Origin of the sequence: Pseudomonas huaxiensis (assembly GCF_003231275.1) — a bacterium.
Lineage (GTDB): Bacteria > Pseudomonadota > Gammaproteobacteria > Pseudomonadales > Pseudomonadaceae > Aquipseudomonas > Aquipseudomonas huaxiensis.
The window spans coordinates 628283-653939 of the sequence record NZ_QKVL01000001.1 but is presented as its reverse complement, the minus strand read 5'-3'; the positions used below and the strand labels follow the sequence as shown (position 1 = coordinate 653939).

28 protein-coding genes are annotated in these 25657 nt (G+C 62.7%); 11 read left to right on the top strand and 17 right to left on the bottom strand.

The annotated features are described in order from the left end of the window. Positions 1-72: 72 nt before the first annotated feature. Positions 73-876, top strand: a complete 804-nt coding sequence (locus tag DM374_RS03245; protein ID WP_110968540.1) for a helix-turn-helix transcriptional regulator — start codon at positions 73-75, stop codon at positions 874-876. Here the strand turns inward: DM374_RS03245 and DM374_RS03240 are convergent. Together DM374_RS03240 and DM374_RS03235 are read right to left on the bottom strand one after the other, a co-directional pair. Beyond that, positions 854-1498 carry a LysE family translocator gene (locus DM374_RS03240; RefSeq protein WP_110968539.1) on the bottom strand — a complete coding sequence of 215 codons (645 nt, stop codon included), beginning with the start codon at positions 1496-1498 and terminating at the stop codon, positions 854-856. The genes DM374_RS03245 and DM374_RS03240 overlap by 23 nt on opposite strands. A 142-nt stretch (positions 1499-1640) precedes the next feature. Next, positions 1641-2597: a threonine dehydratase gene (locus tag DM374_RS03235; RefSeq protein WP_110968538.1), complete on the bottom strand. Its 957-nt coding sequence runs from the start codon at positions 2595-2597 to the stop codon at positions 1641-1643. Between the two features lie 89 nt (positions 2598-2686). On the opposite strand from DM374_RS03235, the gene DM374_RS03230 reads away from it, so the two are divergent. From DM374_RS03230 to ada, 3 genes are all read left to right on the top strand, one after another. Then, the gene (locus DM374_RS03230; protein ID WP_110968537.1) at positions 2687-4051 is read left to right on the top strand and encodes an aminotransferase-like domain-containing protein; all 1365 of its coding nucleotides are present in this window, start codon (positions 2687-2689) and stop codon (positions 4049-4051) included. 53 nt (positions 4052-4104) lie between these two features. After that, on the top strand, positions 4105-4731 hold the full coding sequence (locus DM374_RS03225; protein ID WP_110968536.1) for a DNA-3-methyladenine glycosylase family protein: 627 nt from the start codon (positions 4105-4107) through the stop codon (positions 4729-4731). A gap of 588 nt (positions 4732-5319) precedes the next feature. After that, complete coding sequence (ada, locus tag DM374_RS03220) at positions 5320-6384, top strand: bifunctional DNA-binding transcriptional regulator/O6-methylguanine-DNA methyltransferase Ada (protein ID WP_110968535.1); 1065 nt, start codon at positions 5320-5322, stop codon at positions 6382-6384. Between the two features lie 102 nt (positions 6385-6486). Here ada and DM374_RS03215 read toward each other — a convergent pair whose 3' ends face one another. Further along, complete coding sequence (locus DM374_RS03215; protein ID WP_110968534.1) at positions 6487-6732, bottom strand: DUF2790 domain-containing protein; 246 nt, start codon at positions 6730-6732, stop codon at positions 6487-6489. A 277-nt stretch (positions 6733-7009) separates the two neighbouring features. On the opposite strand from DM374_RS03215, the gene DM374_RS03210 reads away from it, so the two are divergent. Next, positions 7010-7471 (top strand): GNAT family N-acetyltransferase, encoded by a 462-nt coding sequence (locus tag DM374_RS03210; protein WP_225422435.1) that lies wholly within the window; start codon positions 7010-7012, stop codon positions 7469-7471. On the opposite strand, the gene def is transcribed toward DM374_RS03210, so the two are convergent. The 4 genes from def to DM374_RS03190 form a co-directional block, all read right to left on the bottom strand. Then, positions 7423-7962, bottom strand: a complete 540-nt coding sequence (gene def, locus DM374_RS03205) for a peptide deformylase (RefSeq protein WP_095153893.1) — start codon at positions 7960-7962, stop codon at positions 7423-7425. The two genes, DM374_RS03210 and def, sit on opposite strands and share 49 nt — an antisense overlap. Further along, entirely contained in the window at positions 7952-8926 is a 975-nt protein-coding gene (locus tag DM374_RS03200) for a YihY/virulence factor BrkB family protein (protein WP_110968532.1), read from the bottom strand. The genes def and DM374_RS03200 overlap by 11 nt, the downstream gene beginning before the upstream one ends. A gap of 156 nt (positions 8927-9082) precedes the next feature. Further along, on the bottom strand, positions 9083-9262 hold the full coding sequence (locus tag DM374_RS03195; protein WP_110968531.1) for a CsbD family protein: 180 nt from the start codon (positions 9260-9262) through the stop codon (positions 9083-9085). A 90-nt stretch (positions 9263-9352) separates the two neighbouring features. After that, entirely contained in the window at positions 9353-9778 is a 426-nt protein-coding gene (locus tag DM374_RS03190) for a hypothetical protein (protein ID WP_110968530.1), read from the bottom strand. A 206-nt stretch (positions 9779-9984) separates the two neighbouring features. Here DM374_RS03190 and DM374_RS03185 point away from each other — a divergent pair, with 206 nt between their 5' ends. Beyond that, positions 9985-10362, top strand: a complete 378-nt coding sequence (locus DM374_RS03185) for a hypothetical protein (protein WP_095153897.1) — start codon at positions 9985-9987, stop codon at positions 10360-10362. On the opposite strand, the gene DM374_RS03180 is transcribed toward DM374_RS03185, so the two are convergent. Beyond that, entirely contained in the window at positions 10363-11199 is an 837-nt protein-coding gene (locus tag DM374_RS03180) for a CvfB family protein (protein ID WP_110968529.1), read from the bottom strand. Between the two features lie 155 nt (positions 11200-11354). Between DM374_RS03180 and DM374_RS03175 the strand changes: the two genes are divergently transcribed. Beyond that, a complete protein-coding gene (locus DM374_RS03175) occupies positions 11355-12221 on the top strand; it encodes a DUF6279 family lipoprotein (RefSeq protein ID WP_110968528.1) in 867 nt (288 codons plus the stop codon). A 9-nt stretch (positions 12222-12230) separates the two neighbouring features. Here the strand turns inward: DM374_RS03175 and aceK are convergent, their stop codons facing one another. Beyond that, positions 12231-13961 carry a bifunctional isocitrate dehydrogenase kinase/phosphatase gene (aceK, locus tag DM374_RS03170; protein WP_110968527.1) on the bottom strand — a complete coding sequence of 577 codons (1731 nt, stop codon included), beginning with the start codon at positions 13959-13961 and terminating at the stop codon, positions 12231-12233. A 229-nt stretch (positions 13962-14190) separates the two neighbouring features. Here aceK and DM374_RS03165 point away from each other — a divergent pair, with 229 nt between their 5' ends. After that, entirely contained in the window at positions 14191-15099 is a 909-nt protein-coding gene (locus DM374_RS03165; protein ID WP_110968526.1) for a DMT family transporter, read from the top strand. Here the strand turns inward: DM374_RS03165 and DM374_RS03160 are convergent. From DM374_RS03160 to cysK, 3 genes are all read right to left on the bottom strand, one after another. Further along, a complete protein-coding gene (locus DM374_RS03160; protein ID WP_110968525.1) occupies positions 15056-15925 on the bottom strand; it encodes a DMT family transporter in 870 nt (289 codons plus the stop codon). The two genes, DM374_RS03165 and DM374_RS03160, sit on opposite strands and share 44 nt — an antisense overlap. 345 nt (positions 15926-16270) lie before the next feature. Next, complete coding sequence (locus DM374_RS03155) at positions 16271-17206, bottom strand: aspartyl/asparaginyl beta-hydroxylase domain-containing protein (RefSeq protein ID WP_110968524.1); 936 nt, start codon at positions 17204-17206, stop codon at positions 16271-16273. Positions 17207-17375: 169 nt separating this feature from the next. After that, positions 17376-18350: a cysteine synthase A gene (cysK, locus tag DM374_RS03150; protein ID WP_110968523.1), complete on the bottom strand. Its 975-nt coding sequence runs from the start codon at positions 18348-18350 to the stop codon at positions 17376-17378. Positions 18351-18477: 127 nt separating this feature from the next. Here cysK and DM374_RS03145 point away from each other — a divergent pair, with 127 nt between their 5' ends. The 3 genes from DM374_RS03145 (at position 18478) to DM374_RS03135 (ending at position 21730) form a co-directional block, all read left to right on the top strand. Then, the gene (locus tag DM374_RS03145; protein ID WP_110968522.1) at positions 18478-19551 is read left to right on the top strand and encodes a DUF748 domain-containing protein; all 1074 of its coding nucleotides are present in this window, start codon (positions 18478-18480) and stop codon (positions 19549-19551) included. Positions 19552-19686: 135 nt separating this feature from the next. After that, positions 19687-20532, top strand: a complete 846-nt coding sequence (locus DM374_RS03140) for an AAA family ATPase (protein WP_110968521.1) — start codon at positions 19687-19689, stop codon at positions 20530-20532. Positions 20533-20551: 19 nt separating this feature from the next. Continuing rightward, positions 20552-21730: a vWA domain-containing protein gene (locus DM374_RS03135; RefSeq protein ID WP_110968520.1), complete on the top strand. Its 1179-nt coding sequence runs from the start codon at positions 20552-20554 to the stop codon at positions 21728-21730. 82 nt (positions 21731-21812) lie between these two features. Here the strand turns inward: DM374_RS03135 and DM374_RS03130 are convergent, their stop codons facing one another. From DM374_RS03130 to DM374_RS03110, 5 genes are all read right to left on the bottom strand, one after another. Beyond that, positions 21813-22733 carry a 5-oxoprolinase subunit C family protein gene (locus DM374_RS03130; RefSeq protein ID WP_110968519.1) on the bottom strand — a complete coding sequence of 307 codons (921 nt, stop codon included), beginning with the start codon at positions 22731-22733 and terminating at the stop codon, positions 21813-21815. Further along, positions 22730-23434 carry a 5-oxoprolinase subunit PxpB gene (gene pxpB, locus DM374_RS03125; RefSeq protein ID WP_110968518.1) on the bottom strand — a complete coding sequence of 235 codons (705 nt, stop codon included), beginning with the start codon at positions 23432-23434 and terminating at the stop codon, positions 22730-22732. Before pxpB ends, DM374_RS03130 begins: the two co-directional genes overlap by 4 nt. Next, on the bottom strand, positions 23431-24183 hold the full coding sequence (locus DM374_RS03120; protein ID WP_110968517.1) for a 5-oxoprolinase subunit PxpA: 753 nt from the start codon (positions 24181-24183) through the stop codon (positions 23431-23433). The genes pxpB and DM374_RS03120 overlap by 4 nt, the downstream gene beginning before the upstream one ends. A 163-nt stretch (positions 24184-24346) precedes the next feature. Next, positions 24347-24868, bottom strand: a complete 522-nt coding sequence (locus DM374_RS03115; RefSeq protein ID WP_110968516.1) for a DUF2937 family protein — start codon at positions 24866-24868, stop codon at positions 24347-24349. Positions 24869-24879: 11 nt separating this feature from the next. After that, complete coding sequence (locus tag DM374_RS03110; protein WP_110968515.1) at positions 24880-25656, bottom strand: class II glutamine amidotransferase; 777 nt, start codon at positions 25654-25656, stop codon at positions 24880-24882. Between the last annotated feature and the right edge of the window lies 1 nt (position 25657).

The following is a 25657-nucleotide window of genomic DNA, read 5'->3' as shown; positions in this document are numbered from 1 at the left end:
GCATTATGGGTTGCCGCGCCTAATGGCACTCCGCTAGCGTAGCCGCGTTGCGTACTCGGGGAAACCTGCCAAATGGCATTAATCAGTCAGCCACTCCAAGCCTTCGGCCTGGTCGAGTCGTCCTGGGTCAGGGCCAGTTCGGCCAGCTTCGAGCGGCATACCCACGACGAGTATGTGCTCGGTGCCAACCTGCGCGGCAACGAGCGCATCTGGCTGGACGGCCAGACCCTCGAAGTACCACCCGGGAGTGTCACGCTGTATAACCCGCTGGCGGTGCAAGCCTCGGAATTCGCCGAGGACGGTGTCGAATACATCAGCCTGCACCTGGACCCGAACGCCCTGCGTCATGTTGCCAAAGACAATAATCTGCAACAGTTTGATGACAGCTTGAGCTTCGCCCAAGGCGTGCTGCACAACCCGGCGCTGTACCGCGCCATCGTCGACTTCGCCAGGGCGGACGCCGGAGAGCCGGCGTATCAGGAAGAAGCACTGCTCGCCCTGCTCGCCCAGTTGCTCGAACAGCCGACGGCGCCCGCCATCGAACAAGCGGGCTCACTGCGCCTGGCCATGCAACTCATGCGCGATACACCGCAGGCCAAGCTCGCGCTGGAGGATGTCGCCGCCGCTGCGGGGCTGAGCAAATACCACTTCGTGCGCTGCTTCAAAAAGGCCACGGGGCTGGCGCCCTTGCAGTACCACATGCAATTGCGTCTGAGCGAAGCCCGGAGGCGCTTGCGTGATGGTCTGCATCCTGCGGAGGTAGCGGACGCTCTGGGCTTCTACGATCAAAGCCATTTCATCAACGCCTTCCGCCGGGTCATGGGCGTGACCCCGAACAGCTACTGGCAGGCGTTCAGAGCGTCGGTGCGAGGATAAATTCGCGGTAGCCGGAAACGATCACATAGACCGCGAAGTAGCAGAAGATCGCTGCCGAAGCGAGGTAAGACCAGGTCAACAAGCGATCACCCAGCAACCGCCCACCGTGGCTGGCAACCCCACACAGTGTCACGCACCAGAGCACCCCGGCGCTGAAGAAACCGCTCAGGAACACCCCAGCCTCAACCGGTCCACCCGCGCTGGAGCGGGAGATCAGCACACCGCCCACCGCGGCGAACCAGAGAATTGCGCTGGGCGACGACATGGCCAGGAAGATCCCGCGCAAAAACTCCCGCCAGGGCGACTCGCGCACCACCTTGGCCTCGGTGTCCAGGTGCGCATCACCACGGATCGCGGCCAGCAACATCTTCACCGCAAACCACACCAGCAGCAGCGAACCGCCGATCCACAGCACCCAGCGCACGGCGCTGAACTGCAACAACACGGTCATCCCGGCCAGCGCCGCCAGGGCGTAGAGCAGATCACCGACGCAGGTTCCCAGGCCCAGCCACATGCCCTGCCAGAAGCCACGCTGCATGGCCAGGGTGATCATCGCGATATTGGCCACGCCGATGTCCAGGCACAGCGACAGGCTCAGAAGAAATCCGTTGGAAAAAGGCATGAACGATCCGCTACCGGCTACAGGAAAAGGCAGCCGGCATTAAAACGGATCCTGTGGAGGATGTATTGGAAGAAATTGCCTTGGGTTGAGGTCGGTTTTGCAACGACTTCCACGTACCTGTCGGCATTCCACTTGCCCTCGTTCACTCCCCCGCCAACACCCGCGCAAACTGCTCCCGATCGATATTCGCGCCGCTGAGAATCACCGCCACCTTGCGCCCCTTTTGCCGCTCGCGTTCCTGGTGCAATGCGGCAAGGCCCGCCGCTCCGGCGCCTTCGGCGGTGTTGTGGGTGTCTTCATGGTAGATGCGTATGGCGCGGGCGATTTCATCGTCGCTGACCCGGACGATGCGCGCCGCGCCCTCGCGGATTATTTCGAAAGCTTCCGGCTGCGGAATGCGGCAAGCCATGCCGTCGGCAAAGGTGTCGGCGGTTTCGGTGGTGACAATGCGGCCCTGCTCGATACTGCGGGCAAAGGCGTCGGCCTCGGTGGACACCACGCCAATGATCTCGGTCTTCAGCCCGAGCAAATCACGGGTGCGGATCAGCCCGCAGATCCCCGAGCCCATGCCGATCGGAACATAGACCGCATCCAGCGCCGCCACCGCCTCGAACAGCTCCAGCGCATAGGTGGCCACGCCGCGAATCAGTTGCGGGTGAAACGGCGGCACGCTCTCGTAACCATGCACTTGTCCCAGCCGCGCGGCCTCGGTCCGGGCCTGGTCGAAGTCGCTGCCGTGCTCCACCAACTCGGCGCCAAGGGCGCGCATGGCCGCGTTCTTCTCCCGTGAGTTGCCTTCAGGAACCACGATGATGATCGGCAAACCGGCATTGCGCGCCGCCATCGCCATGCTCTGGCCGTGGTTGCCGCGAGTGGCGGTGACCAGGCCACGCACGGCCGGCGAGCGGCCCTGCAGCGATTGCACGTAAAGCAAGCCGCCACGCACCTTGAAGGCACCGGTGGGCGTGTGGTTTTCATGCTTGACCCAGACCTCGCAGCCAAGCCGCTCGGCCAGCCGCGGCCAGGCGTACTGCGGGGTGGCGGGCACCTGGGCATGGACCAGGCGGGCGGCTTCGCGCAAGGCAGGCAGATCGAACATGGAACACCTCGGGTCAGGGGATTTGACCCGATCCTAGTGGCCGCGCATTGTATGGGTAAAACCTTATATTGCATGGCCGACAATAAAACATGTGGATCCCCAGCCTTCCCGACGACGGACAACCCCGCTACCTGGCCCTGGTCGCCGCCATCGCCCGCGCCATCCAAAGCGGCGAGCTTCAGGTCGGCGCCCGCCTGCCACCCCAGCGGCGCCTGGCCTGGGCGCTGGGCCTGAACCCGAGCACCACGCAACAGGCCTATCGCGAGGCGGCCGCCCGGCATCTGGTGTCCGGCGAGGTCGGTCGCGGCACCTACGTGCTCGCCGGCAGCAACGAAGCCACCCTGTTTCGTCTCAAACAGCGGGACAACGGCAGTTCGCACATCGACCTGTCGACCAACGTGCCCGTGGTCGATACCGACAGCGAGGATTTCGACCGGACCCTGCGCGAGTTGCTGCACCAGAACCCAAGCCACGCCCTTGAGCATTACCTAGGCGCCGAACAGTTGCTGCTCGGTCGCGTGCACGGTGCCAGTTGGTTGTCGCAGCGCGGACTGCACCTGACCGCCGCGCAGGTGCTGCTGTGCGGTGGTGCTCAACAAGGGCTGTTCAGTGTGCTGTTGTCGTTCTGCCAGCCCGGCGAGGCGGTGATGGTCGAAGCGCTGACCGCACCCGGCATCAAGGCCGCTTGCCGGCAATTGCGCTTGCCGCTGCACGGCGTCGCCATGGACCATGAAGGCATCCTCCCCGACGACCTCGACCGCGTCGCCCGGGCCAGCGGCGCCCGGGTGCTGGTGCTGACGCCGGCACTGCACAACCCTACCGGCGCTTGCATGGGCGAACAGCGTCGTCGCGATATCGCTGCGGTGGTGGAACGGCTGGACCTGCTGTTGGTGGAGGACGATGTCTACGGCGCGCTGGGCGACCAGCCGCCCTTGTTGCCGCTGTTGGGCCCGCGAGGGTTGCTGGTCAGCAGCCTGTCCAAGACCGTCTGCGCCGGCCTGCGTCTGGGCTGGATCGTCGGCGACACGGCGTTGCTGGAGCGCATCGACCCGTATTCCCAGGCCACCCATTGGCCCATCGCCCCGCTGGTTCTGCAGATCGCCTGCCGCTGGATCGACGACGGCACTGCCGCGCGCAAGCTCGCCTGGCAGCGCGAGGAGGTCAATCAACGCTGGCGCCTGGCGGCCAGACTGCTGGGCCCCGCGCTGACGCTTCAGGCCACGCCGTCGCCGCATGTCTGGGTCAGCGGCCCGCGCCCGGGCGAAGTGCTGGCTGCGGCCTGTCGGGCCAAAGGCGTCGAAGTCGTGCCCGCACAGGTGTTCGCGGTCAAGCAGGGCCAGGTGCCGGCGATCCGCGTCAGCCTCACCGCCGCCCGCAGCCGGGCCGAGTTGAAACAGGCGCTGGAACGGGTGGCGCAGGTGCTGGACGAATTCGCCGCGCAGGATCCGGAGTGACAGCCGTGCCCGCCCTCCTACACTCAAGCCGCTGTTACGCAAACGGATCCCTTATGACGTCACTCGAAACCTTCTACACCCAGGCCGCCGTCCACCTCAGCCAGCAAGACCCGGCCTGGGCCGCGCACATCGCGGCCATCGGCCCGTGCCTGCACACCCCGCTGCCGACCCGCGATCCTTACCAGGCGCTGGTCCGCGCCATCGCCTACCAGCAACTGCATGCGCGCGCTGCCGAGGCGATCCTCACGCGCTTTCTCGCGCTCTATACGGACGCCGCATTCCCCACCCCCGCGCAACTGCTGGCGACCACGCCGGAGCAACTGCGCGCCTGTGGATTTTCCGGGCGCAAGATCAACACCGTGCAGGCCGTCGCCCAGGCGCGGCTGGACGGTTTGGTGCCGGATCACGACGAGGCCCGGCAACTGGCGCATGAAGTGCTGATCGAGCGCCTGACCCGGCTACCCGGTGTCGGCCGCTGGACCGTGGAAATGTTGCTGATCTACACCCTGGAACAGATGGACATCCTGCCGGTCGATGACTTCGGCGTGCGCGAGGGCTACCGCCGCCTTCAGGGACTGGCCGCACAACCGACGCGCAAGCACCTGCAGGAACTGGGCGCAGCCTGGAGCCCCTACCGCACAGTGGCGGCGTGGTATTTGTGGCGAGTGCCGACAACGTGAATTCGAAAGCAAGCGGCGGAGTTTTCCGTGGCCCGGGGATTTCTAGACTGTGAGCCAGCTTCAGCAGTTGGCTTGCTGCCATTGATGGCATGGATATCTAAACGTCTCGGGATTGTGTGAAGGCCATGAGTTGCCTGTCAGAGGATCAGTGTCATGGCCACCAACTGCCAGCCGATAGTTCTTCAGCGCTCTCAAGATCGAGCGCCGCCCGCGCGGCGCATCGCTGGCAAGCCAGCTCCCACATTTGCTGCAACGCGCCATGGCCTGTGGGATTGGCGTTGCCAGCCTTGGCGCATGGCTGGAAAGTACGGGGCGGCTGAGGCGCCAGCCTCAAAATCGAGCCGAACTACCAAGGCAGTCAACCATGACCTGACAGACATAGGCTCGTTGCAACCAATGTGGGAGCCGGCTTGCCGGCGATGCGCCGCGCGGGCGGCGCTCGATCTTGAGAGCGCTGAAGAACTATGGGCTAGCACCTGGTGGCCATGACCGGATCCTCTGACAGGCACATGGCGGCCACCACATGGCCGAAAGATGTGTAGATACCCATGCTTTGATGGACAGGCCCCGGCTTTTCGGAGGAAGAACATGCGCCCTAAAACCCAACCCACGGTCAGCGAATCCGATCCACGCTGGCAAGCTCTGCTCGCCCGCGACCCGGCCGCCGACCCGTCGTTCGTCTACGGCGTGCGCACCACCGGCGTCTATTGCCGCGCGTCCAGCCCGGCGCGCCGGCCGCGCATCGAAAACGTCGAGTTCTTCGCCACTGCGGCCGAAGCCGAAGCCGCCGGCTACCGGCCAAGCCGACGCCGCGGCACCGACCAGAACGGCCTGGCGCGGCAACACGCAGCCCAGGTCGCCAGGGCCTGCAAGCTGATTGAAGAGGCCGAAACCGAACCGAGCCTGGAACAGTTGGCCGAGCAGGTGAACATGAGCCCGTACCATTTCCACCGCGTGTTCAAGCGCGCCACCGGCCTGACGCCCAAGGCCTACGCCACGGCGCACCGCGCGCAAAAGCTGCGCCAGCACCTGCAGCGTGCCGACTCCATTACCGAGGCGCTCTACGACGCGGGCTTCAACTCCAACAGCCGCTTCTACGAATCCAGTAATGCACGCCTCGGCATGACCCCGGCGACCTACCGCGATGGCGGCGCCAAGACCGATATCCACTTCGCCATCGCCCAGTGCTCGCTGGGGGCAATACTCGTCGCACAAAGCACCAAGGGCATCTGCGCGATCCTGCTGGGCGACGACCCGCAGGCGCTGCTGCAGGACCTGCAAGACAAATTTCCCAAAGCCAATTTCATCGGCGCCGATGCCGCCTTCGAACGTTTGGTGGCGCGGGTGGTGGGATTCGTCGAAGCGCCAGCGATCGGCCTCGACCTGCCGCTGGACCTGCGCGGCACAGCGTTTCAGGAGCGAGTCTGGCAGGCGTTGCGGGATATTCCGGTGGGCAGCACCGCCAGCTACGCCGAGATCGCCGAACGCATCGGCTCGCCCAAGGCGGTTCGCGCCGTAGCCAAGGCCTGCGCGGCCAACAGCATCGCGGTGGCGGTCCCCTGCCATCGGGTGGTGCGCAGCGACGGCAACCTGTCGGGTTATCGCTGGGGCGTGGCGCGCAAACAGCAGTTGCTGGAGCGGGAAAGAACGTGATTGGTTATCGTGGCCGCACTAATAAACCGTCAACCAGTTCAAATTAAAGGCAATAAAAAGCCCCCATTGACGCGGGGGCTTTTAATCAACCAAGTGTAACTTTCAACCCTGACTGCAACCGTCACCCATGACCCGGTATTCGACGGTGTGGCGCTGGCCCTGATGATCTTCGTAGACCATGGTAGCCGGTACCACTTCACAGACATTGGGAACATTCGACAGGCTGATGACCTTGGCGATATCCAGCTGGGTGCCGTAGCTGTATTGCTCAACGGCGGGCTGTGCGGCCGTGTCGGCAAGTGCGAACGAAGAGACGGCAAGCAGTGCAACTGCAATTAATGCTTTCATGAGAGTTGGGCCTTTAAAGCAATCGAGCGAACAGATTGACTTCATGTGCCGAGGTGGCGCGGAGAAGTTGTTATATCAATAAGTGGACATAACACGAAGTACCGATCCCGGTAGAAGTTGTTTACTGGGGATGCGCTCAGTTTACTGATCTGCTAACTTCGTTGAATCGCGAAGCCTGACATTCACTGTTACCGTTTTCGCAACAATAATCGCCGATCCTTACCTGCCGGCAATGCTTTGCGCCCAGCGCAAACGCCCGTGCCAGAGCCCTCGCCCCGTGCCAAACCCGAGCCCGATCCTGTGCAGTCTGCTTAGTCCCTCCGAGCGGCCGCTGCTGAATAAATTCTACAAACGCCATGCTTCGCCAATGCGCGCCAGCGAGAACAGCGTGGTTTGGGTCGCCCGGGGGGGTGAAATCATCGCCGCGCTGAACCTCACCGCGGTGCCGGGCGGTCAGTGGCTGACCGGCCTGCTGGTCGCGCCGGACTGGCGCAGGCAGCAGGTCGCCAGGCGCCTGATCGACGAAGCCAGCGAACAGGTCGAAGGCTTTATCTGGCTGTTCTGTCATCCGGATCTGCAGGGGTTCTACGAACGGCTTGGTTTCACCGTCGATGAAGCGCTGCCGGCGGTCCTCGCCGAACGCCTGGCCCGCTACCGGCGCAGCAAGCCATTGCTGGCGATGGCGCGGGATCAGTCGTCGCTGGCCGGGTCCAGGCCGGGGAACAGCACCTCGGTGTAACCGAAGCGGCTGAAGTCGTGGATGCGCGAGGGGTAGAGGCGACCGATCAGGTGGTCGCACTCGTGTTGCACCACCCGGGCGTGGAAGCCTTCGGCGGTGCGGCGGATCGGCTGACCATCGGGGTCGACGCCTTCGTAGTAGATGCCCTTGTAGCGGCTGACCACGCCGCGCAGACCCGGCACCGACAAACAACCTTCCCAGCCCTCTTCCAGTTCGCTGCCCATCGGCGTGATGACCGGGTTGAGCAGGATGGTCTGCGGCACCGGTTCGGCATCCGGGTAACGCTCGCTGCGCTCGAAGCCGAAGATCACCAGTTGCAGGTCGACACCGATCTGCGGCGCGGCCAGGCCGACACCGCCGACATGGCGCATGGTTTCGAACATGTCGTCGATCAGTTGCGTCAGTTCGGCACTGCCGAACATATGCTCCGGGACCGGCGGGGCGATGCGCAGCAAGCGCTCATCGCCCATCTTGAGAATGTCATGAATCATGGGGGGCTCGGTTGACAGGTTCTGCCTCGGGAGCCAGGGAATGATCGCGCCCTAGCCCGGAAACATGCTTTTTATCATGCTCGGCAGCGTTTTCACCGGGTTCTTTTTCCCCCGGGTCCTTGCCCTCGTCGGACATGTGCTCGATCACCGCATTCATTTCCGCACCAAGCAGCAACACCGCCGCAGAAATGTAGAAATACAGCAACAGCACGATGATCGCGCCGATGCTGCCGTACATCGCGTTGTAGTCGGCAAAGGTCTTCACGTAGTAACCGAAGCCCAGCGACGCGATGATCCACACCACCACCGCCAGCACCGAGCCGGGGGTGATGAAACGGAATTCCTGCTTCACATCGGGCATCACGTAGTAGATCAACGCCACCGCTACCATCATCAGAATCACGATGGCCGGCCAGCGCAGCACCGTCCATACCGTGACGATGATTTCCTCCATGCCCACCTGCGAAGCCACCCAGCTCATCACCTGCGGCCCCAAGACCATCAGCGCTGCGGCGGCCAGCAGCATGCCGGCGATACCGACGGTGTAGAAAACCGACAGCGGAATACGCTTCCAGACCGGACGGCCTTCGGCCACGTCGTAGGCGGCGTTCATCGCGCTCATCATCAGGCGCACGCCGGCCGAGGCGGTCCACAGGGCGATGACGATACCCACCGAAAGCAAGCCGCCCTTGGATTGCTGCAACTGGTCGATCACCGGGTTGACCTGTTCCAGCGCCTGCGGCGGCAACACCAGCTCCGACTGCAGGCGCAGCCAGGAGAAGAAGTCCGGCAGGTGCAGGAAACCGATCAGGGCGATGAGAAACAGCAGGAAGGGGAACAACGAAAACAGCATCTGGTAGGCCAGTGCCGAGGCATACGTGGACATTTCGTCATCGAGAAATTCGCTGACCGTGCGTACCAGTACGCGGTGCAAGGGTATGCCGCGTAAATGGGGAAGAATCATGGCGTCTCCTTTCGCTGCCTGAGGCACTGGTTCCCGGGTCGAAATTGGGAAAAGTTAAAAAACAGTCTAATAGACCCCACGTAGATGGTCGCGATTCAATCCTGCGGACAAAAAAACGGCCACCCGAAGATGGCCGCTTTCCTACAGCTACAGCAATCAAGGCTTCTTCACGGCATCCTTGACCTTGCCGACCGCTTGCTGGGCTTCGCCCTTGAGTTCCTGGGCCTTGCCTTCGGCGCGTAATTTGTCGTTGTCAGTAACCTTGCCGACGCCTTGCTTGATGTTGCCGACCGCTTCGTTGGCCACGCCTTTGACTTTATCTTTGGTGCCACTCATGGGATTTCTCCTCGAAGGGAACGTCAGAATTGACAAAAAGATGGACTGGCAAGCGAAGCGCAGAGTTTCATTTATTTTTCGCCCGAAGGCTCACTGGGTCTCGGAGTAGCACATGGCGCGCAGATCCGAGTTGCTGATAGTCCCGCAACTGCCACTCCCGGTCTTGGCGTAACAGTAGGTACGCTGGTCGCTGTCAGTGATCGTGCCGCAACTGCCGTTACCGGTTTCGGCATAGCATTGCGTGCGCAAATTGGAGTTGCTGATGGTTCCGCAACTGCCGCTCCCGGTCTTGGCATAGCAGTACGTACGCTGATCGCTATCACTGATCGTGCCGCAGCTGCCGTTTCCAGTCTCGGCATAGCATTGCGTGCGCAGATCAGAGTTACTGATCGTTCCGCAACTGCCACTCCCCGTCTTGGCGTAGCAGTACGTCCGTTGATCGGAGTCGCTGATCGTTCCACAACTGGCATTGGCATACCCGCTGAACATCAACAGCAAAGCGATGAGTACTCGCATTTCTTTTCTTCCATGGCGATACCAGGGACCAGCCTGGCATTCAATAAGGCGACATCAGTCGTCGGCGCTGGTTTTGCGCAATCAAATTGACATCATTTATGGAAAAAGTTCAGAGAGGGCGTTGAGAACGAAAGCGGTCGCTTTATGTTTCACAGCATTGCCAGCACAATATCCGACCTTTCAAGCGTCACCCGTAGGAAACCTGCATGAAACTCGATAAACCCACCGCCATCGCCCGGCGCAACCAGGCGCTGGAAAAACCCATGCTGAACAGCGACAACACGCTATTCGCGGTGCTCGACAGCAAGCGCAACCTGTGGTGGTTCGATGTCCCGGTGGCCTGGCTGCGCAAGAACAGTGAGTTCGTTAACCTGCTCCTGCACACCCCCGAGACTGACAATCTGCAGCACCTGAAAGTGCCGGTGCGCGACCTGCGCACGCACCAGGAAAAGATGGAAGTGCGTAACGCCGGCAAACGCCGCGCGACCATCAGCCTTGCGCTGTCGGCCGACCGTGACTCACTGTTGCGTGACTTGCGGCCCGGTGGCGACAACCTGGACTTCTCCGGTTATCGCCAACGCTGATCAGGCCAGCTCGATGCGGTTGTCGTGGATAACGATCTGACCGCTCTTGTACAAGGCGCCGATGGCCTTTTTGAAGTTGCCCTTGCTGACCCCGAACATGTCGCTGATCACCTGCGGATCGCTCTTGTCGTTGAGTGGCAGCACGCCGTCGGCAGCCTTGAGCTTCGCCAGGATCTGCTCGTGCAGGCCAAGGGCGGCGTCCTGGCCGATAGGCTGCAGGCTCAGGGCAATCTTGCCGTCTTCGCGCAGTTCCTTGATGTAGCCCTTTTCCTGCTTGCCGGAACGCAGGAACTTGAACACTTCGTTCTTGTGAATCAGGCCCCAGTGCTTGTTGTTGATGATGGCCTTGAAGCCCATCGGGCTCTCTTCCACCACCAGCAGGTCAACCTGCTGGCCGACCCGGTAATTGGCCGGCGTCTGGTCCAGGTAGCGGTCCAGCTTGGCGGTGGCAGTGATACGACGGGTGCGGCGGTCGAGGTAGACGTGCACCACGCAGTACTCACCGGCGCGCATCTGGCGCTTCTCTTCGGAGTACGGCATCAGCAGGTCCTTGGGCAGGCCCCAGTCGAGGAAGATACCGATGCTGTTGATCTCGATGACCTTGAGGCTGGCGAACTCGCCCACCTGGACCTTGGCCTTCTCGGTGGTGGCGATCAGCTTGTCTTCGCTGTCCAGATAGACAAAGACGTTCAGCCAGTCCTCGACCTCACTGGGCGTGTCCTTGGGGATATAGCGGTTGGGCAGAAGAATCTCGCCATCCGCGCCGCCATCCAGGTACAGACCGAAGTCCGTGTGCTTGACCACCTGCAAGGTGTTGTAACGCCCAACTAAAGCCATGTCCGAAAATCCTCGTTGCGAGCCGCGCATTCTACACCCGAACCATGGGAATCGCCCGACAGATCAGCGCTTTCATTGCTGAAGGAGATCAGGTTGAACCGGTATGGGAAGACCTGTTCTATACCCAGTAAGGATGCCAACCGAAGGGACTCGCCATGTCCGCTCGTCTACTGCGCTGCCTGCGCCCCGCTACCCTGATCGTCGCCAGCCTGTTTCTGCTGTCGTGCACCCGGCTGGATCTCGCTTACCGCAATCTCGATGTGCTGGTGCCCTGGTCGCTCAGCGATTACCTGGACATGAACCGCCAGCAGAAAAGCTGGCTCAATGAACGCCTCAAGCAGCAATTGGCCTGGCACTGCAAAACCCAACTGCCCGGCTATCTTGACTGGATGGACCGTATTCGCGGCATGGTCGCCGACGATCAGGTCACCGAACAGGGCCTGCAGGCGCGCACCCAGGAAGCGCGGCAGGCCGTCGCCCGGGTCGCCGAGCAGATCACCCCGTCGGCGGCGCAATTGCTCAAGGGCATGGACGACGAGCAAGTGCGGGAAATGCGCCAGAGCTTTGCGGAGGATATCCGCGAGCGGCAGGCAAAATACGTGAAAACGCCGCTATCGAAGCAGATCGAGCAGCGCGGCGAACGGATGGAGAAACGTCTGTCGCCCTGGTTCGGTGGCCTCAACCCGCAGCAACAGGAACGGGTCGCCGCCTGGTCGGCGAGCCTGGGCGAACAGAATCGCGCCTGGATCGCCAACCGTGCCCACTGGCAGAACGAATTCAGCAACCTGATGGACCAGCGCCAGAGCGACAACTTCGAGCCGCGCCTGGGCGAGTTGCTGAAAAACCGCGAACAATTCTGGACCCCGGAATACCGCGTCGCCTTCCAGAACACCGAAGAGCAACTGCGCAGCCTGCTGGTGGACCTGATGGCGCAAAGCAGCGCTCAACAGCGCCAGCACCTGGACAGTCGCCTGGCCCAGGTGCGGCGCGACTTCAGTGAACTGAAGTGCCTGAAAAGCTGAAGCGAACAGTCAGGCAATCACTTCTTCGCGGCCCTTGCGCCGGTACGGGAAGACATCGATCACCTTGCCGGCGCTGATCGCGTCCTGCAGGCCTTTCCAGTACTCGGCGTCGTACAGCTCGCCATGCAACTGGCTGAAGAGGCGGCGCTGGCCCATATCGGCGAAGAGAAACGGCGGGAACTCCTCGGGGAACACGTCGTGCGGGCCAATGGAATACCAAGGCTCGCTAGACATCTCATCCTCGGGGAAACGCGGCGCCGGGATGCGGCGGAAATTGGCCTCGGTGAGCAGGGTGATTTCGTCATAGTCGTAGAACACCACCCGGCCGTGACGGGTGACGCCGAAGTTCTTCAGCAGCATGTCGCCGGGAAAGATGTTCGCCGCCGCCAGTTGCTTGATCGCCAGGCCGTAATCGTCCAGCGCTTCGCGGACCTGGGCGTCGGTGGCGTTTTCCAGATACAGGTTCAGCGGGGTCATGCGCCGCTCGGTCCAGCAGTGACGCACCAGCACCGTGTCGCCTTCCAGGGTCACGGTCGAGGGCGCCACTTCCAGCAGTTCGGCCAGGCAATCCGGGTCAAACTTGCTCACCGGGAAGCGAAAATCGGCGAACTCCTGGGTATCGGCCATACGCCCGACCCGGTCAACGCTCTTCACCATGCGGTACTTTTCGATCACCGTAGCGCGGTCGACGCTTTTCGACGGCGAGAAGCGGTCCTTGATGATCTTGAACACGGTGTTGAAGCCCGTCAGGGTGAACACACTCATCACCATGCCGCGCACGCCGGGAGCCATGATGAAGCGGTCGTCGGTGCTGGCCAGGTGGTTGATCAGCGCCCGATAGAACTCCGATTTGCCGTGCTTGTAGAACCCGATCGAGGTGTACAACTCGGCAATATGCTTGCCCGGCAGAATGCGCTTGAGGAAGCCGACGAACTCCGCCGGCACCGGCACATCCACCATGAAATAGGAGCGGGTGAAGGAGAAGATGATCGACACATCGGCTTCGTCGGTGATCAGCGCGTCGATCTCGATGCCATGGCCTTCGCGGTGCAGCAGCGGGATCACCAGCGGCCATTGCTCGTCCTGGGTGAAGATCCGCCCCACCAGATACGCGCCTTTGTTGCGGTAGAGCACCGGCGAAAACAGCTCGATCTGCAACTGCGGGTCCTTGCACACCCAGTCCGGGAGGTTGTCGCGCAATTGCGCTTCCAGACGGGCCAGGTCGCCCGGCAGGTCGGCATAAGGCACGTCGAAGCGGTAGTCGTTGAAAATCTGCCCGAGCAGCCCGGCCAGTTGCCCGTCCGGGCGATAGACGCGGGTCTGCGCTGCACGTTCGTGGGCGCGCAGTGACGGCCGGGTGGTGTGGATGAACATGCAGCCGTCGCTGATCAGGTCGTGGCTGAACAGGCTGCAGAAGATCGAGTTGTACCAGGTCTCCGACAGCTCATCGTCGAGGCGCGGGTCGATCAAGTTGATGTAGGCGCTCTTCACCAGTGGCCAGAACGAGACATCCAGTAGCACCTCGGCATCAAAGCCCTCGTGCAGGCGGGTGCTGACCTCGGCGACCTTTTCCTCGTAGAGATTGATCCGCGCCGCTGCGGCGCTCTGGATCTGTTGCCAGAGGGCTTTTTCGAAACGCTCGCGGGCACCGACAGTGATCTGGCGGAAGTGCTCACGATAATTGTCGAAACCTTCGAGGATCATCCGGGCGATATTGGCGGCCGGCCATTGCTGGGGCATATCTGGACCTCTGGCACAAAGGACGAAAGCCTGAGAGTAACCGCGGCGCAGGCCGCTGCACAGGGGCGGATCGGCCAAATCGGAACCACTCTGCCAGCATCGCGAACAGGCGTTTTTGCGCACTGGGCGACATTGACCGGCATGAACGGATTCAGCCCGCAAGAAAGCGGACGAGATCGCCCCGGCTTATGCCTTACACTCCTTTCCCCGTTTCTGCCCGGAGAGTCCCGTGAGCCCCATCGCTTTGTCCCGTTTGCTGATCCTCGCCGCCGTCTGGGGCGCCAGCTTTCTGTTCATGCGCATCATCGCCCCGGTGCTGGGCACCGTGCCGACGGCGTTTTTCCGGGTATCGATCGCCTGCGCCGGGTTGCTGCTGATCCTCGCCCTGTTGCGCGTGCGCTGGGACTTCCAGGGCAAGTTCAAAGTCGCGCTGCTACTGGGCATGATCAACTCGGGGATCCCCGCGACGCTCTACGCGGTGGCCGCACAGGTCCTGCCCGCCGGCTACTCGGCAATCTTCAACGCCACCACGCCGCTGATGGGCGTGCTGATCGGCGCGTTGTTCTTCCATGAAGCCATGACCCTGCCCAAGTTGCTGGGAATCTTCCTCGGTCTGCTGGGGGTTGGCATCCTCAGTGGTGCCGGGCCGGTGGCCTTCGACCTGAAGCTGATGCAGGGCGCCCTCGCCTGCCTTGGCGCCACCACCTGCTACGGCCTGTCGGGTTTTCTCGCCCGGCGCTGGCTGGACCAGCGCGGCGGCCTCGACAGCCGTTTGTCCGCGCTGGGCAGCATGATGGGCGCAACCTTGCTGCTGACCCCGCTGTTCGCCTGGAGCGTCGCCACCCAGCCACCCACAAGCTGGGGCGGATGGCCGGTGTGGTTGTCACTGCTGGGCCTGGGCTTGGTGTGCACCGCCTTCGCCTACATCCTGTACTTCCGCCTGATCAGCGAAATCGGCCCGGTGAAATCTTCCACCGTGACCTTCCTGATCCCGGCATTCGGCGTGCTCTGGGGTGCCTGGCTGCTGGACGAGCCGATCTCCACGGCGCACCTCTACGGCGGCCTGCTGATCGGCCTGGCCTTGTGGCTGGTGCTCAAGCCCGCGCCGGCTGGCGGAACACGAACAGCAGGCCGATAACGATCAGCCCCATGCCCAGCAGGCTCAACGCGGCGAGACGGTTACCGAAGATCAGGTAATCCATCACCGCGGTGACCGCCGGCACCAGGTAAAACAGGCTGGTGACATTGACCAGATTGCCCCGGGCAATCAGCCGGTACAGCAACAGGGTCGCCAGCAGCGAAACCACCAGGCCCATCCACAGCAACGAACCCCACAGTTGCGCGCCCGGCTGCACCGCCAGCGGCTGGAACGGTGCGAACAACCCACACAGCAACAGGCCGGCAAGGTACTGCAACGGCAGCGTGCCGAGGGGATCGCGGGTGATGCGCTTCTGCATGATCGAACCGAAGGTCATGCTCGCCAGCGCCAGCAAGGCAAAGCCCATGCCGGCCAGGGAGATTCCGCCCAGGCCGAGCCCTTGCCAGACCACCAGCACCAGCCCGGCCAGACCGAGGCACAACCCGAACAACCGACTGAACGAACGTTGCCGCTCCATCAGCGCGACGGTGAGAATCGGTTGCACGCCCATGACCGTGGCCATGACACCGGGCGTGACCTTCAGGTCCAGCGCCAGCAGGTAGAAGATCTGGTAGGCGCCGAGAAGCACTGCACCGGTGATCAGCGCTTGGCGGATGGCTGCGGGCTCACGGGGCCAGCGCAGTCTGAGCAGCGGACCCAGCAACAACAGACCGCCGAGGGCGATGAGAAAGCGCAGCAACAGAAAAGCGAAGGGCGTGGCCTGCGCCAGTCCCAGTTTGGACACGATCGCGCCACTGCTCCAGAGCAGGACGAACAGGCTGGTGGTAGCCGCCGAGGCCACGGATGCTTTGGAAAGAACAGACATGAATTTGCCACCTGTATTCGGGCAAGTAAGCCGAACGGCCGGGCTGCGTCGAAGCAGTCGACCGGATTCAGAATCGCTGGAGTGGAGGGGTGCGGCGCTTGGCCGCTCAGCCCACTACCACCACTGCTGGCGGTGCCATGGGGCACGCCACAACGGTTCTGACAGGTGGATACTGGCTGCTGGCCGGCTGCTGAAACCCATGCACGACAACTACCGCGTCTGGCGCGGTAGTGAACACGTGGGTTACAGGGGAAGCAGGCATGAGCGAGTCTTCGGTGAGGTGAAGTGCCGGGAACTATAGGCCTGGCGATTTGCCAGCGCAAGCCCGTTCCTGGCAAGTACGAATCAGAACAACCAGCGATACAGCAGATACGCCACAACCACCGCCAGCACCGGCCGCATCACGCGGTAGGCCTTGGGATTGGCGCGCTTGAAGGTTTTCACCCGGGCGCTGATGACGTTGCTGAACTTCTTGCTCCAGGCGTACGCCTGGTTGATCCCGCCGACGCGCTCGTCATCGGTGTTCTGCGGCGCGGTGGCGCGGCCGAGGAACGCACTGACCTTGCGGTTGATGCGGGTCATCAACGGGCTGCTCAGCGGACGCTCGACGTCGCAGAACAGGATCACCCGGGTGGTTTCGGTTTCGTTCTTCACCCAGTGCACGTAGGTTTCATCGAACATCACGTCTTCACCGTCGCGCCAGGCGTACGGCTGACCATCGACGTAGATCCGGCAGTTGTCGGAGTTGGGCGTGGACAGCCCCAGGTGATAACGCAGGGAACCGGCGAACGGGTCGCGGTGCGGGTTCAGGTGGCTGCCGCCGGGCAGCAGGGCGAACATCGCGCCTTTCACGTTGGGGATGCTGTTGACCAGTTCGACGGTCTTCGGGCACAGCAGTTCGGCTGAAGGCAGGGCTTTGTCGTACCACTTCAGGTAGAAACGCTTCCAGCCCTTCTTGAAGAACGATCCAAAGCCGGCGTCGTTGTCCTTCTCGGCGGCACGGATGTAACCCTCGTCGAACAGGTGCATGGCCTCTTCGCGGATGGTTTCCCAGTTGTTCTTCAGCACATCCAGCTCGGGGAAGCGCTCGCGGTCCAGGTACGGCTTGGACGGCACGCCGGAGAACATGTACATCAGCGAGTTGTAGGGCGCGAACAAGGCCGAATGGTTGACGAACTGGCGCAGTACGGGAAGGCGCGCCTTACCGCGCAAGTGCACGTACAGCACGCTGCCGAAGAACAACAGCAGAACGCCAGCCTTGGCGACGAAGGAAAAGGTCATGCATCACTCCTGGAATTTTCGTTCAGGCTCGGCGCCGGAAATCGTCCATGATAAACCGAACAGGCCCCGGTAAAAACAACCGGGGCCTGATAGAGAGTTTTGAGGATTATGTAACAACGGCGGGATCGTGGATTTGCCGGAGATCAGGATTTAGCGGTATGCCCATCGCTTACTGCATGTTTTCCTGATCCGTGAACAGATCACTGAACAGCATGCTGGACAGATAGCGCTCACCCGAGTCCGGCAGAATCACCACAATGGTCTTGCCCTGCATTTCCGGCTTCTCGGCCAGGCGCACCGCAGCAACCATTGCCGCACCACAGGAAATACCGCAAAGAATCCCCTCTTCCTGCATCAAGCGCCGGGCCATGGCCTTGGCGTCGTCATCACTGACCAGTTCGACCTGATCGACTATCGACAGATCGAGGTTCTTCGGCACGAAACCGGCACCAATACCCTGGATCTTGTGCGGGCTCGGCTTGATTTCCTCGCCGGCCAGGGCCTGGGTAATCACCGGCGACACCACCGGCTCCACAGCTACCGAGAGAATCGCCTTGCCCTGGGTGTTCTTGATGTAGCGCGATACGCCAGTAATGGTGCCGCCAGTGCCGACGCCCGCCACCAGCACGTCAACCGCACCATCGGTGTCGTTCCAGATTTCCGGGCCGGTGGTTTTCTCGTGGATCGCCGGGTTGGCCGGGTTATCGAACTGCGCCGGCATGAAGTAGGTGGACGGATCGCTGGCAACGATCTCGTTGGCCTTTTCGATGGCGCCTTTCATGCCTTTCGCAGGCTCGGTCAGCACCAGTTCGGCGCCCAGGGCCTTGAGCACCTTGCGGCGCTCGATGCTCATCGACGCCGGCATGGTCAGCAGCAGCTTGTAACCGCGGGCGGCGGCGACGAAGGCCAGGCCGATACCGGTGTTGCCCGAAGTCGGCTCGACGATGGTCATGCCCGGTTTGAGCTTACCGCTGCTTTCCGCGTCCCAGACCATGTTCGCGCCAATTCGGCACTTGACCGAATACCCCGGGTTGCGCCCTTCGATCTTGGCCAGGATGGTCACGCCGCGCGGGGCGATGCGGTTGATCTGCACCAGCGGCGTATTGCCGATGGAATGGGCATTGTCAGCGAAGATACGGCTCATGGCAGGAGGTCCTTTTGGCACCGAGCGAAAACCTCAAGGGTAAGCCTGCCATGGGGGTGCGTCTACCCCGGCCGAACTCCGCGCCATTGACGGCGGTCAACCCTTCATGCGCATCCGGGAGACGCCGATGAAACGCCGCTACCGCTGGCCACTGCTGGGCCTGGCCAGCCTGATCCTGCTGTTGCTCGCCCTGCATTTGTCGCTGCCCTGGCTGGTGCGCGACTACCTCAACGACAAGCTCGCCGACATGGGCGAGTACCGCGGTCAGATCGCCGACGTCGACCTGGCGTGGTGGCGCGGCGCTTACAAGATCAACGGCCTGACCATCGTCAAGACCAGCGGCAAAGTCCCGGTGCCACTGCTCGACGCGCCGTTGATCGACCTGTCGGTAAGCTGGCATTCGCTGTGGTACGACCATGCGGTGGTCGCCGAGGTGACGTTCCTCAAGCCTGAGCTCAACTTCGTCGATGGCGGTAACAAACAGGCGTCGCAGACAGGTCGCGGCACCAACTGGCGGCAACAACTGGAAAAACTCCTGCCGATCACCCTCAACGAAGTGCTGATCCAGGACGGCACCCTGACCTTCCGCAACTTCACCTCCAAGCCGCCGGTCGCGCTCAAGGCCACCCAGCTCAACGCCAGCATCCGCAACCTGACCAACGTGGTGGACAAGGAAGGCCGTCGCGATGCCAGTTTCGAAGGCAAGGCGCGCCTGCTGGGCGACGCCGCCGTGGAAAGCACCGCCACCTTCGACCCGCTGAGCAATTTCGAGGATTTCGAATTCCGTCTGCGCGCCACCGATATCCAGTTACGCCGCCTCAATGACTTTGCCAGCGCCTACGGCAAGTTCGACTTCAACGCCGGCCATGGCGACCTGGTGATCGAGGCCCGGGCGCAGAAAGGCCGGCTCAGCGGCTACATCAAGCCGCTGCTGCGGGATGTCGAGGTGTTCAACTGGCAGCAGGACGTCGAAAACAAAGACAAAAGTTTCTTCCGCTCCATCTGGGAAGCGTTGGTCGGCGCCAGCGAAACGGTGCTGAAAAACCAGCCGAAAAACCAGTTCGCCACCCGCGTCGAGCTTTCCGGCAGCGTGCATCAAAGCGATATCAGTGCCTTCGAGGCGTTTTTGCAGATCCTGCGCAACGGCTTTATTCAGGCCTTCAGCGCACGATATGAGCGCTCGCCGCCCAAGTCTGACTGAGTCATTGGGTGACGGCCCATTCAGATACTGAATGGGCCGTCTGCGTTCCCAGTCTTGTAGGACGCACGTTATAGTCGCGCATGATAATTTTCCGCCAGGGCCATGCCCCTTGGCATCCGCAATGAGGATGGGCACATGAAGTTCGAAGGCACCAGCGCATACGTCGCCACAGACGACCTGAAACTAGCGGTCAACGCGGCGATCACCCTGGAGCGACCACTGCTGGTCAAGGGCGAGCCGGGCACCGGCAAGACCATGCTCGCCGAACAACTGGCCGAATCCTTCGGCGCCAGGCTGATCACCTGGCACATCAAGTCCACCACCAAGGCCCACCAGGGCCTCTACGAATACGATGCGGTCAGCCGCCTGCGCGACTCACAACTGGGTGTGGACAAGGTCCACGACGTGCGCAACTACCTGAAGAAAGGCAAGCTCTGGGAGGCGTTCGAAGCCGAAGAGCGGGTGATCCTGCTGATCGACGAAATCGACAAGGCCGACATCGAGTTCCCCAACGACCTGTTGCAGGAACTGGACAAGATGGAGTTCTACGTTTACGAGATCGACGAGACGATCAAGGCCAAGCAGCGCCCGATCATCATCATCACCTCGAACAACGAGAAGGAATTGCCCGACGCCTTCCTGCGCCGCTGCTTCTTCCACTACATCGCCTTCCCCGACCGCGACACCCTGCAGAAAATCGTCGACGTCCACTATCCGAACATCAAGAAAGACCTGGTCAGCGAAGCGCTGGACGTGTTCTTCGACGTGCGCAAAGTGCCGGGCCTGAAGAAAAAGCCCTCCACCTCCGAACTGGTGGACTGGCTCAAGCTGCTGATGGCCGACAACATCGGCGAAGCGGTGCTGCGCGAGCGCGATCCGACCAAGGCCATCCCGCCGCTGGCCGGCGCCCTGGTGAAAAACGAACAGGACGTGCAGTTGCTTGAACGCCTGGCCTTCATGAGCCGTCGCGGCAACCGCTGAGCCAACGGGGGCGAATGCCATGCTGCTCAACCTGTTCAATGAAATGCGCGCGGCGAAAGTGCCGGTGTCGGTGCGTGAACTGCTCGACCTGATCAATGCGCTGAAAGCGCGGGTCACCTTCGCCGACATGGACGAGTTCTATTACCTGTCGCGGGCGATCCTGGTGAAGGACGAACGTCATTTCGACAAGTTCGACCGTGCCTTCTCGGCCTATTTCAAGGGTCTGGAAAACCTCGATCGGCACCTGGAAGCCCTGATCCCGGAAGACTGGCTGCGCAAGGAATTCGAGCGCTCGCTGAGTGACGAAGAACGCGCGCAGATCCAGTCCCTCGGCGGGCTGGACAAGCTGATCGAAGAGTTCAAGAAGCGCCTGGAAGAACAGAAGGAACGCCATGCCGGCGGCAACAAGTGGATCGGCACCGGCGGCACCAGCCCGTTCGGCTCGGGCGGCTTCAACCCTGAAGGCATCCGCGTCGGCGATGCCGGCAAGCGCCAGGGCAAGGCGGTCAAGGTCTGGGACCAGCGCGAGTACAAGAACCTCGACGACCAGGTCGAACTGGGCACCCGCAACATCAAGCTGGCCTTGCGCCGGCTGCGCAAGTTCGCTCGCCAGGGTGCCGCGGAAGAACTGGACATCGACGGCACCATCGACCACACCGCCCGCGACGCCGGCCTGCTCAACATCCAGATGCGCCCGGAGCGGCGCAACACGGTGAAGCTGTTGCTGCTGTTCGATATCGGCGGCTCGATGGATGCCCACGTGAAGACCTGCGAGGAGCTGTTTTCCGCCTGCAAGACCGAGTTCAAGCACCTGGAGTACTACTACTTCCACAACTGCGTGTATGAATCGGTGTGGAAGAACAACCTGCGACGGACCTCCGAACGCACCTCCACTCTGGACCTGCTGCACAAGTACGGCGCCGACTACAAAGTGGTGTTCGTCGGTGACGCGGCCATGGCGCCCTACGAAATCACCCAGCCGGGTGGCAGCGTCGAGCACTGGAACGAAGAAGCGGGTTACGTGTGGATGCAGCGCTTCATGGAGAAATTCAAGAAGCTCATCTGGATCAACCCGTACCCGAAAGACACCTGGAACTACACCGCCTCGACCAACATCATGCGCGAGTTGGTGGAGGACCGGATGTATCCGCTGACGTTGCGGGGGCTGGAGGAAGGGATGAGGTTTTTGTCCAAGTAATCCGCATCGCGAGCAAGCTCGCTCCTACAGGCAAGCGGTGTTGTAGGAGCGAGCTTGCTCGCGAAGGGCCACAACGCGCGCCTCACGCATCAAACCGTCCAAACCAATCCCGCATCTCGGCCCACGCCAACGCCTGCACCACCGCCCGAAACCGCACCCTCTCCCCCGGCAAACACTGCGCCAGCCGTGCCAGCGCCAACGGTGTCAACGCCCCCAGCCGCGGATACCCGCCAATGGTCTGCCGGTCATTGAGCAGCACAATCGGCTGCCCATCCGGCGGCACCTGCACCGCGCCCAGCGGAATGCCCTCGGAAATCATCGGCTGCCCCTGATACTGCAACGCCGGCCCCAGCAGGCGAACGCCCATGCGGTCGGCCCGGCTGTCCAGCGTCCAGTCACGGTTGAAGGCGTCGAACAGGCTCTGCCCGCTGAACTCGCCCAGTTGCGCGCCCATCACCAGATCCAGCAACGGCTCGCCCTCGAACGAAGGCCGTAACGCCAGCGGCACCTCGCCCCGGCCCGCCGCCTGGCCAGCACATTCCAGCCGGTCGCCCTTGACCAGCGCCCGCCCCTCGCCATCCGGCCCGCCGAGCCCTTCGCGAACCACCGTCGCGCAACTGCCCAGCACCTGTGGCGCCGCGAAGCCGCCTGGCGCCGCGAGATACGCGCGAGCGCCGTGCAGCGGCTGGTTGAAACGCAGGCGCTGACCCCGGCGCAGGGTAAAGCTGCGCCAGGGCTTGAGCGGTTGATCATCCAGCCGGGCATCCAGATCGGCACCGGCCAGCGCCAGGCAGCAATCCGCCTCGGCCACCAGGACAAAACCACCGAGGGTGATTTCCACCACCGTCGCCTGCGCCGGGTTGTCCAGCAGCCAGTTGGCCCAGCGCGCCGACACCCAGTCCAGCGCCCCGCCCTGGGTCACGCCCAGGTGACGCACGCCAAAACGGCCGGCGTCCTGCAACTGGCACAGCGGCGTGCTGGCCTCGACGGTCAGCGCGCTCATGCCTGTTCCTCCTGCGGGGTGTCGTCGCCACCCAAGGCCAGAAACTCGGCGTGCGCGATGGCGACGAACCGCACGCGATCACCGGGTTGCAGCAGGCTGTAGCCGTCGCGCTGACGGTCGAACAACGGCGCGGGGGTGCGTCCGATCAGGTTCCAGCCGCCCGGCGACAGCGCCGGATAAGCCGCGGTCTGGCGCTCGGCGATACCGACACTGCCGGCCGCCACGCGCTTGCGCGGGGTCGCCAGGCGTGGCGAGGCCAGGGATTCTTCCACCAGCCCCATAAAGGCGAAGCCGGGCGCGAAACCCAGAGCGAACACCTGATACTCGCGGCCGCTGTGACGGCGAATGATCTCGTCCTCCGACACACCGCAACGGGCCGCCAGCACGCTCAGTTCGGGGCCGACGCTGGCGTCATACCACACCGGAATCTCAAGCCGCCGCCCGCCTGCGCCGTTGTCCGGCTGCAAGTCCCGCAGAGCATTGTCGATCAGCTTGCGCGCCTCAAGCGGCGAGCACTGCAGCATGTCGAATTGCAGCATCAGCGTGGTGTACGACGGCACCAGATCGATCAGCCGCTCGCCGAACACCGCCCGCAGCCGCTGGCTGGCGGCGAGCATCCACGGCATGTTGGCTTCGTCGATGGCATCGAACAGACGGACCATCAGGCAATCGATGGCGACCACCTCGACGCGCAGCTTCATGGTGTGGCCAGGGCGTCCAGCGCCTCGCGGATCTGCCGTACCGCCGCCACCGAGCTGTGATTGTCGCCGTGCACGCAAAGGGTCTGGGCCCGCAACCGTACCGAGCTGCCATCGCTGGCGGTCAGCGGCTCGCCGCGGGCCAGGCGCAAGGCCTGGTCCAGCACCAGGGCGGGATCGTGATGCACGGCACCCGGCAGGCGCCGCGACACCAACCGGCCGGCAGCGTCATAGGCGCGGTCGGCGAAGGCTTCAAACCACAGCGTCACGCCCAATTCGTCGCCCAGCGCCTGCGCCGCACTGTCGTCGGCGGTGGCCATCAGCATCAGCGGCAGGGTCGAGTCGTAGGCGGAGACGGCTTCGAGCACGGCGCGCAGCGTGTCCGGGTTGGCCATCATGTCGTTGTACAGCGCGCCATGGGGTTTGACGTAGGCGACGTGGGTGCCCTGGACCCGGCAGATGCCGTCCAGCGCACCGATCTGGTAATGCAGCAGGTCGCGGATTTCCTCGTTGCTGCAGGCCATGGAACGGCGGCCGAAGCCTTGCAGGTCCGGGTAGGCAGGATGGGCGCCGACCAGCACCTTGTTGGCCGCAGCGAGGGCCACGGTCTGGCGCATGATGCCGGGGTCGCCGGCGTGGAAACCGCAGGCGATGTTGGCGCAATCGATGAAAGGCATGACCTCGGCATCCAGACCCAGGGGCCAGTTGCCGAAGCTTTCGCCCATGTCGCAGTTCAGCAACAGACGGCTCACAGCAGCTCCTAAAGAAAAGGCGGGGTTTGTGCGCAAAGTGCCTGCGCGGTGATCAGGCAAGGCGAAAACAGGCGAGGAAGCGGAGTTGACTGGTTGTCAATGAGCATTCCGAGCCTGTTTTCAACGCAGCATGATCGCCGCGCAGGTGCTTTGCGCGCAAAGCCTAACGCCAGCTTGGCTGCACAGCTTTCCGCCGGCCGCCCATGATGACCCAGCCGATCAGCAGCAACAGGCTCTCGATCAGCAGCGCGAACAACACCGCGCAACCCAGGCCCCACGCCGCAGCGTCGGGGGTCAGGAGGATCTGGTAGCTGTAGCCCTTGAGGGTTTCTTCGCGGATCGCCGGGTCCGGTCGCGTCAGCACGTGCAGGGTGCGACTCAGCCAACCGCTCTGTAGCGCCTGCCATTCGCTTTCCAGCATCTGGTTGCGGCTGAGCAGGCTGTCGATGCTGTTGGCGTCGCTCTGGAACACCGGGTCGTCGCTGGCGCGGTAATGCCGCACCAGCGCCTGCAAGTCGCCCTTGAAGAAGCGCTGCGCAGTCTGCTCGAAGCCTTTCAGGCCCTCGCGCGACTCCAGCAGATGAGCCTCGACGCGCTGGCTGTAGTCGTTGATCAGGCCGGGAATCTGCACCCCCAGCAGCAAGCCGCAGGTGAACAGGATCAATCGCAGGTAGCTTCTGAGCATGACGCCTTTCCTTAGCGGGTCTGGCCCCGTGCGATGCATTCGCCACGCCGCCACAGGCCCCATTGGCCGGGCTCGTAGCGGTGCCAGGTTTCGTTTTCCGTGAGCGCCTCGGTAGCGATGACCGTGACCACGTCGTTGGGTGTGGTTTCGGCCTGGAAGTCGACGATCATATCGACATCCTTGAGCCGGGCCGGGCCGAACGGCGCACGCCGGGTGATGTGTACCAGCTTGGTCGAACAGAAACAGAACAGCCAGTCGCCATCACTGAGCAGGCAGTTGAACACGCCCTTGCCGCGGTACTCGTTGCAGGCCTGTTCGAGCACCGGAATCAGTTCTTCCACCTCTACCGGCTCGGGGAAGGCTTCACGGATACGGTTGAGCAGGTCGCAAAAAGCCGCTTCGCTGTCGGTGTCGCCGATAGGCCGGTAGAAGGTCGTCTGACCGTTGAACTCGGCCATCTGGCCGTTGTGCGCGAAGCACCAGTTGCGCCCCCACAGTTCGCGGACGAACGGGTGGGTGTTGGACAGGCAGACCTTGCCGACGTTGGCCTGGCGGATGTGGCCGATGACCACTTCACTCTTGATCGGGTAGCGCTGCACCAGGTTGGCGACTTCCGACTCGCAACTCGCAGCCGGGTCCTGGAACAGCCGCAAGCCGCGCCCTTCGTAGAAACCGATGCCCCAACCATCGCGGTGCGGGCCGGTGCGGCCGCCACGCTGCATCAGCCCGGTAAAGCTGAAAACGATATCGGTGGGGACGTTGGCGCTCATGCCCAGTAGTTCACACATT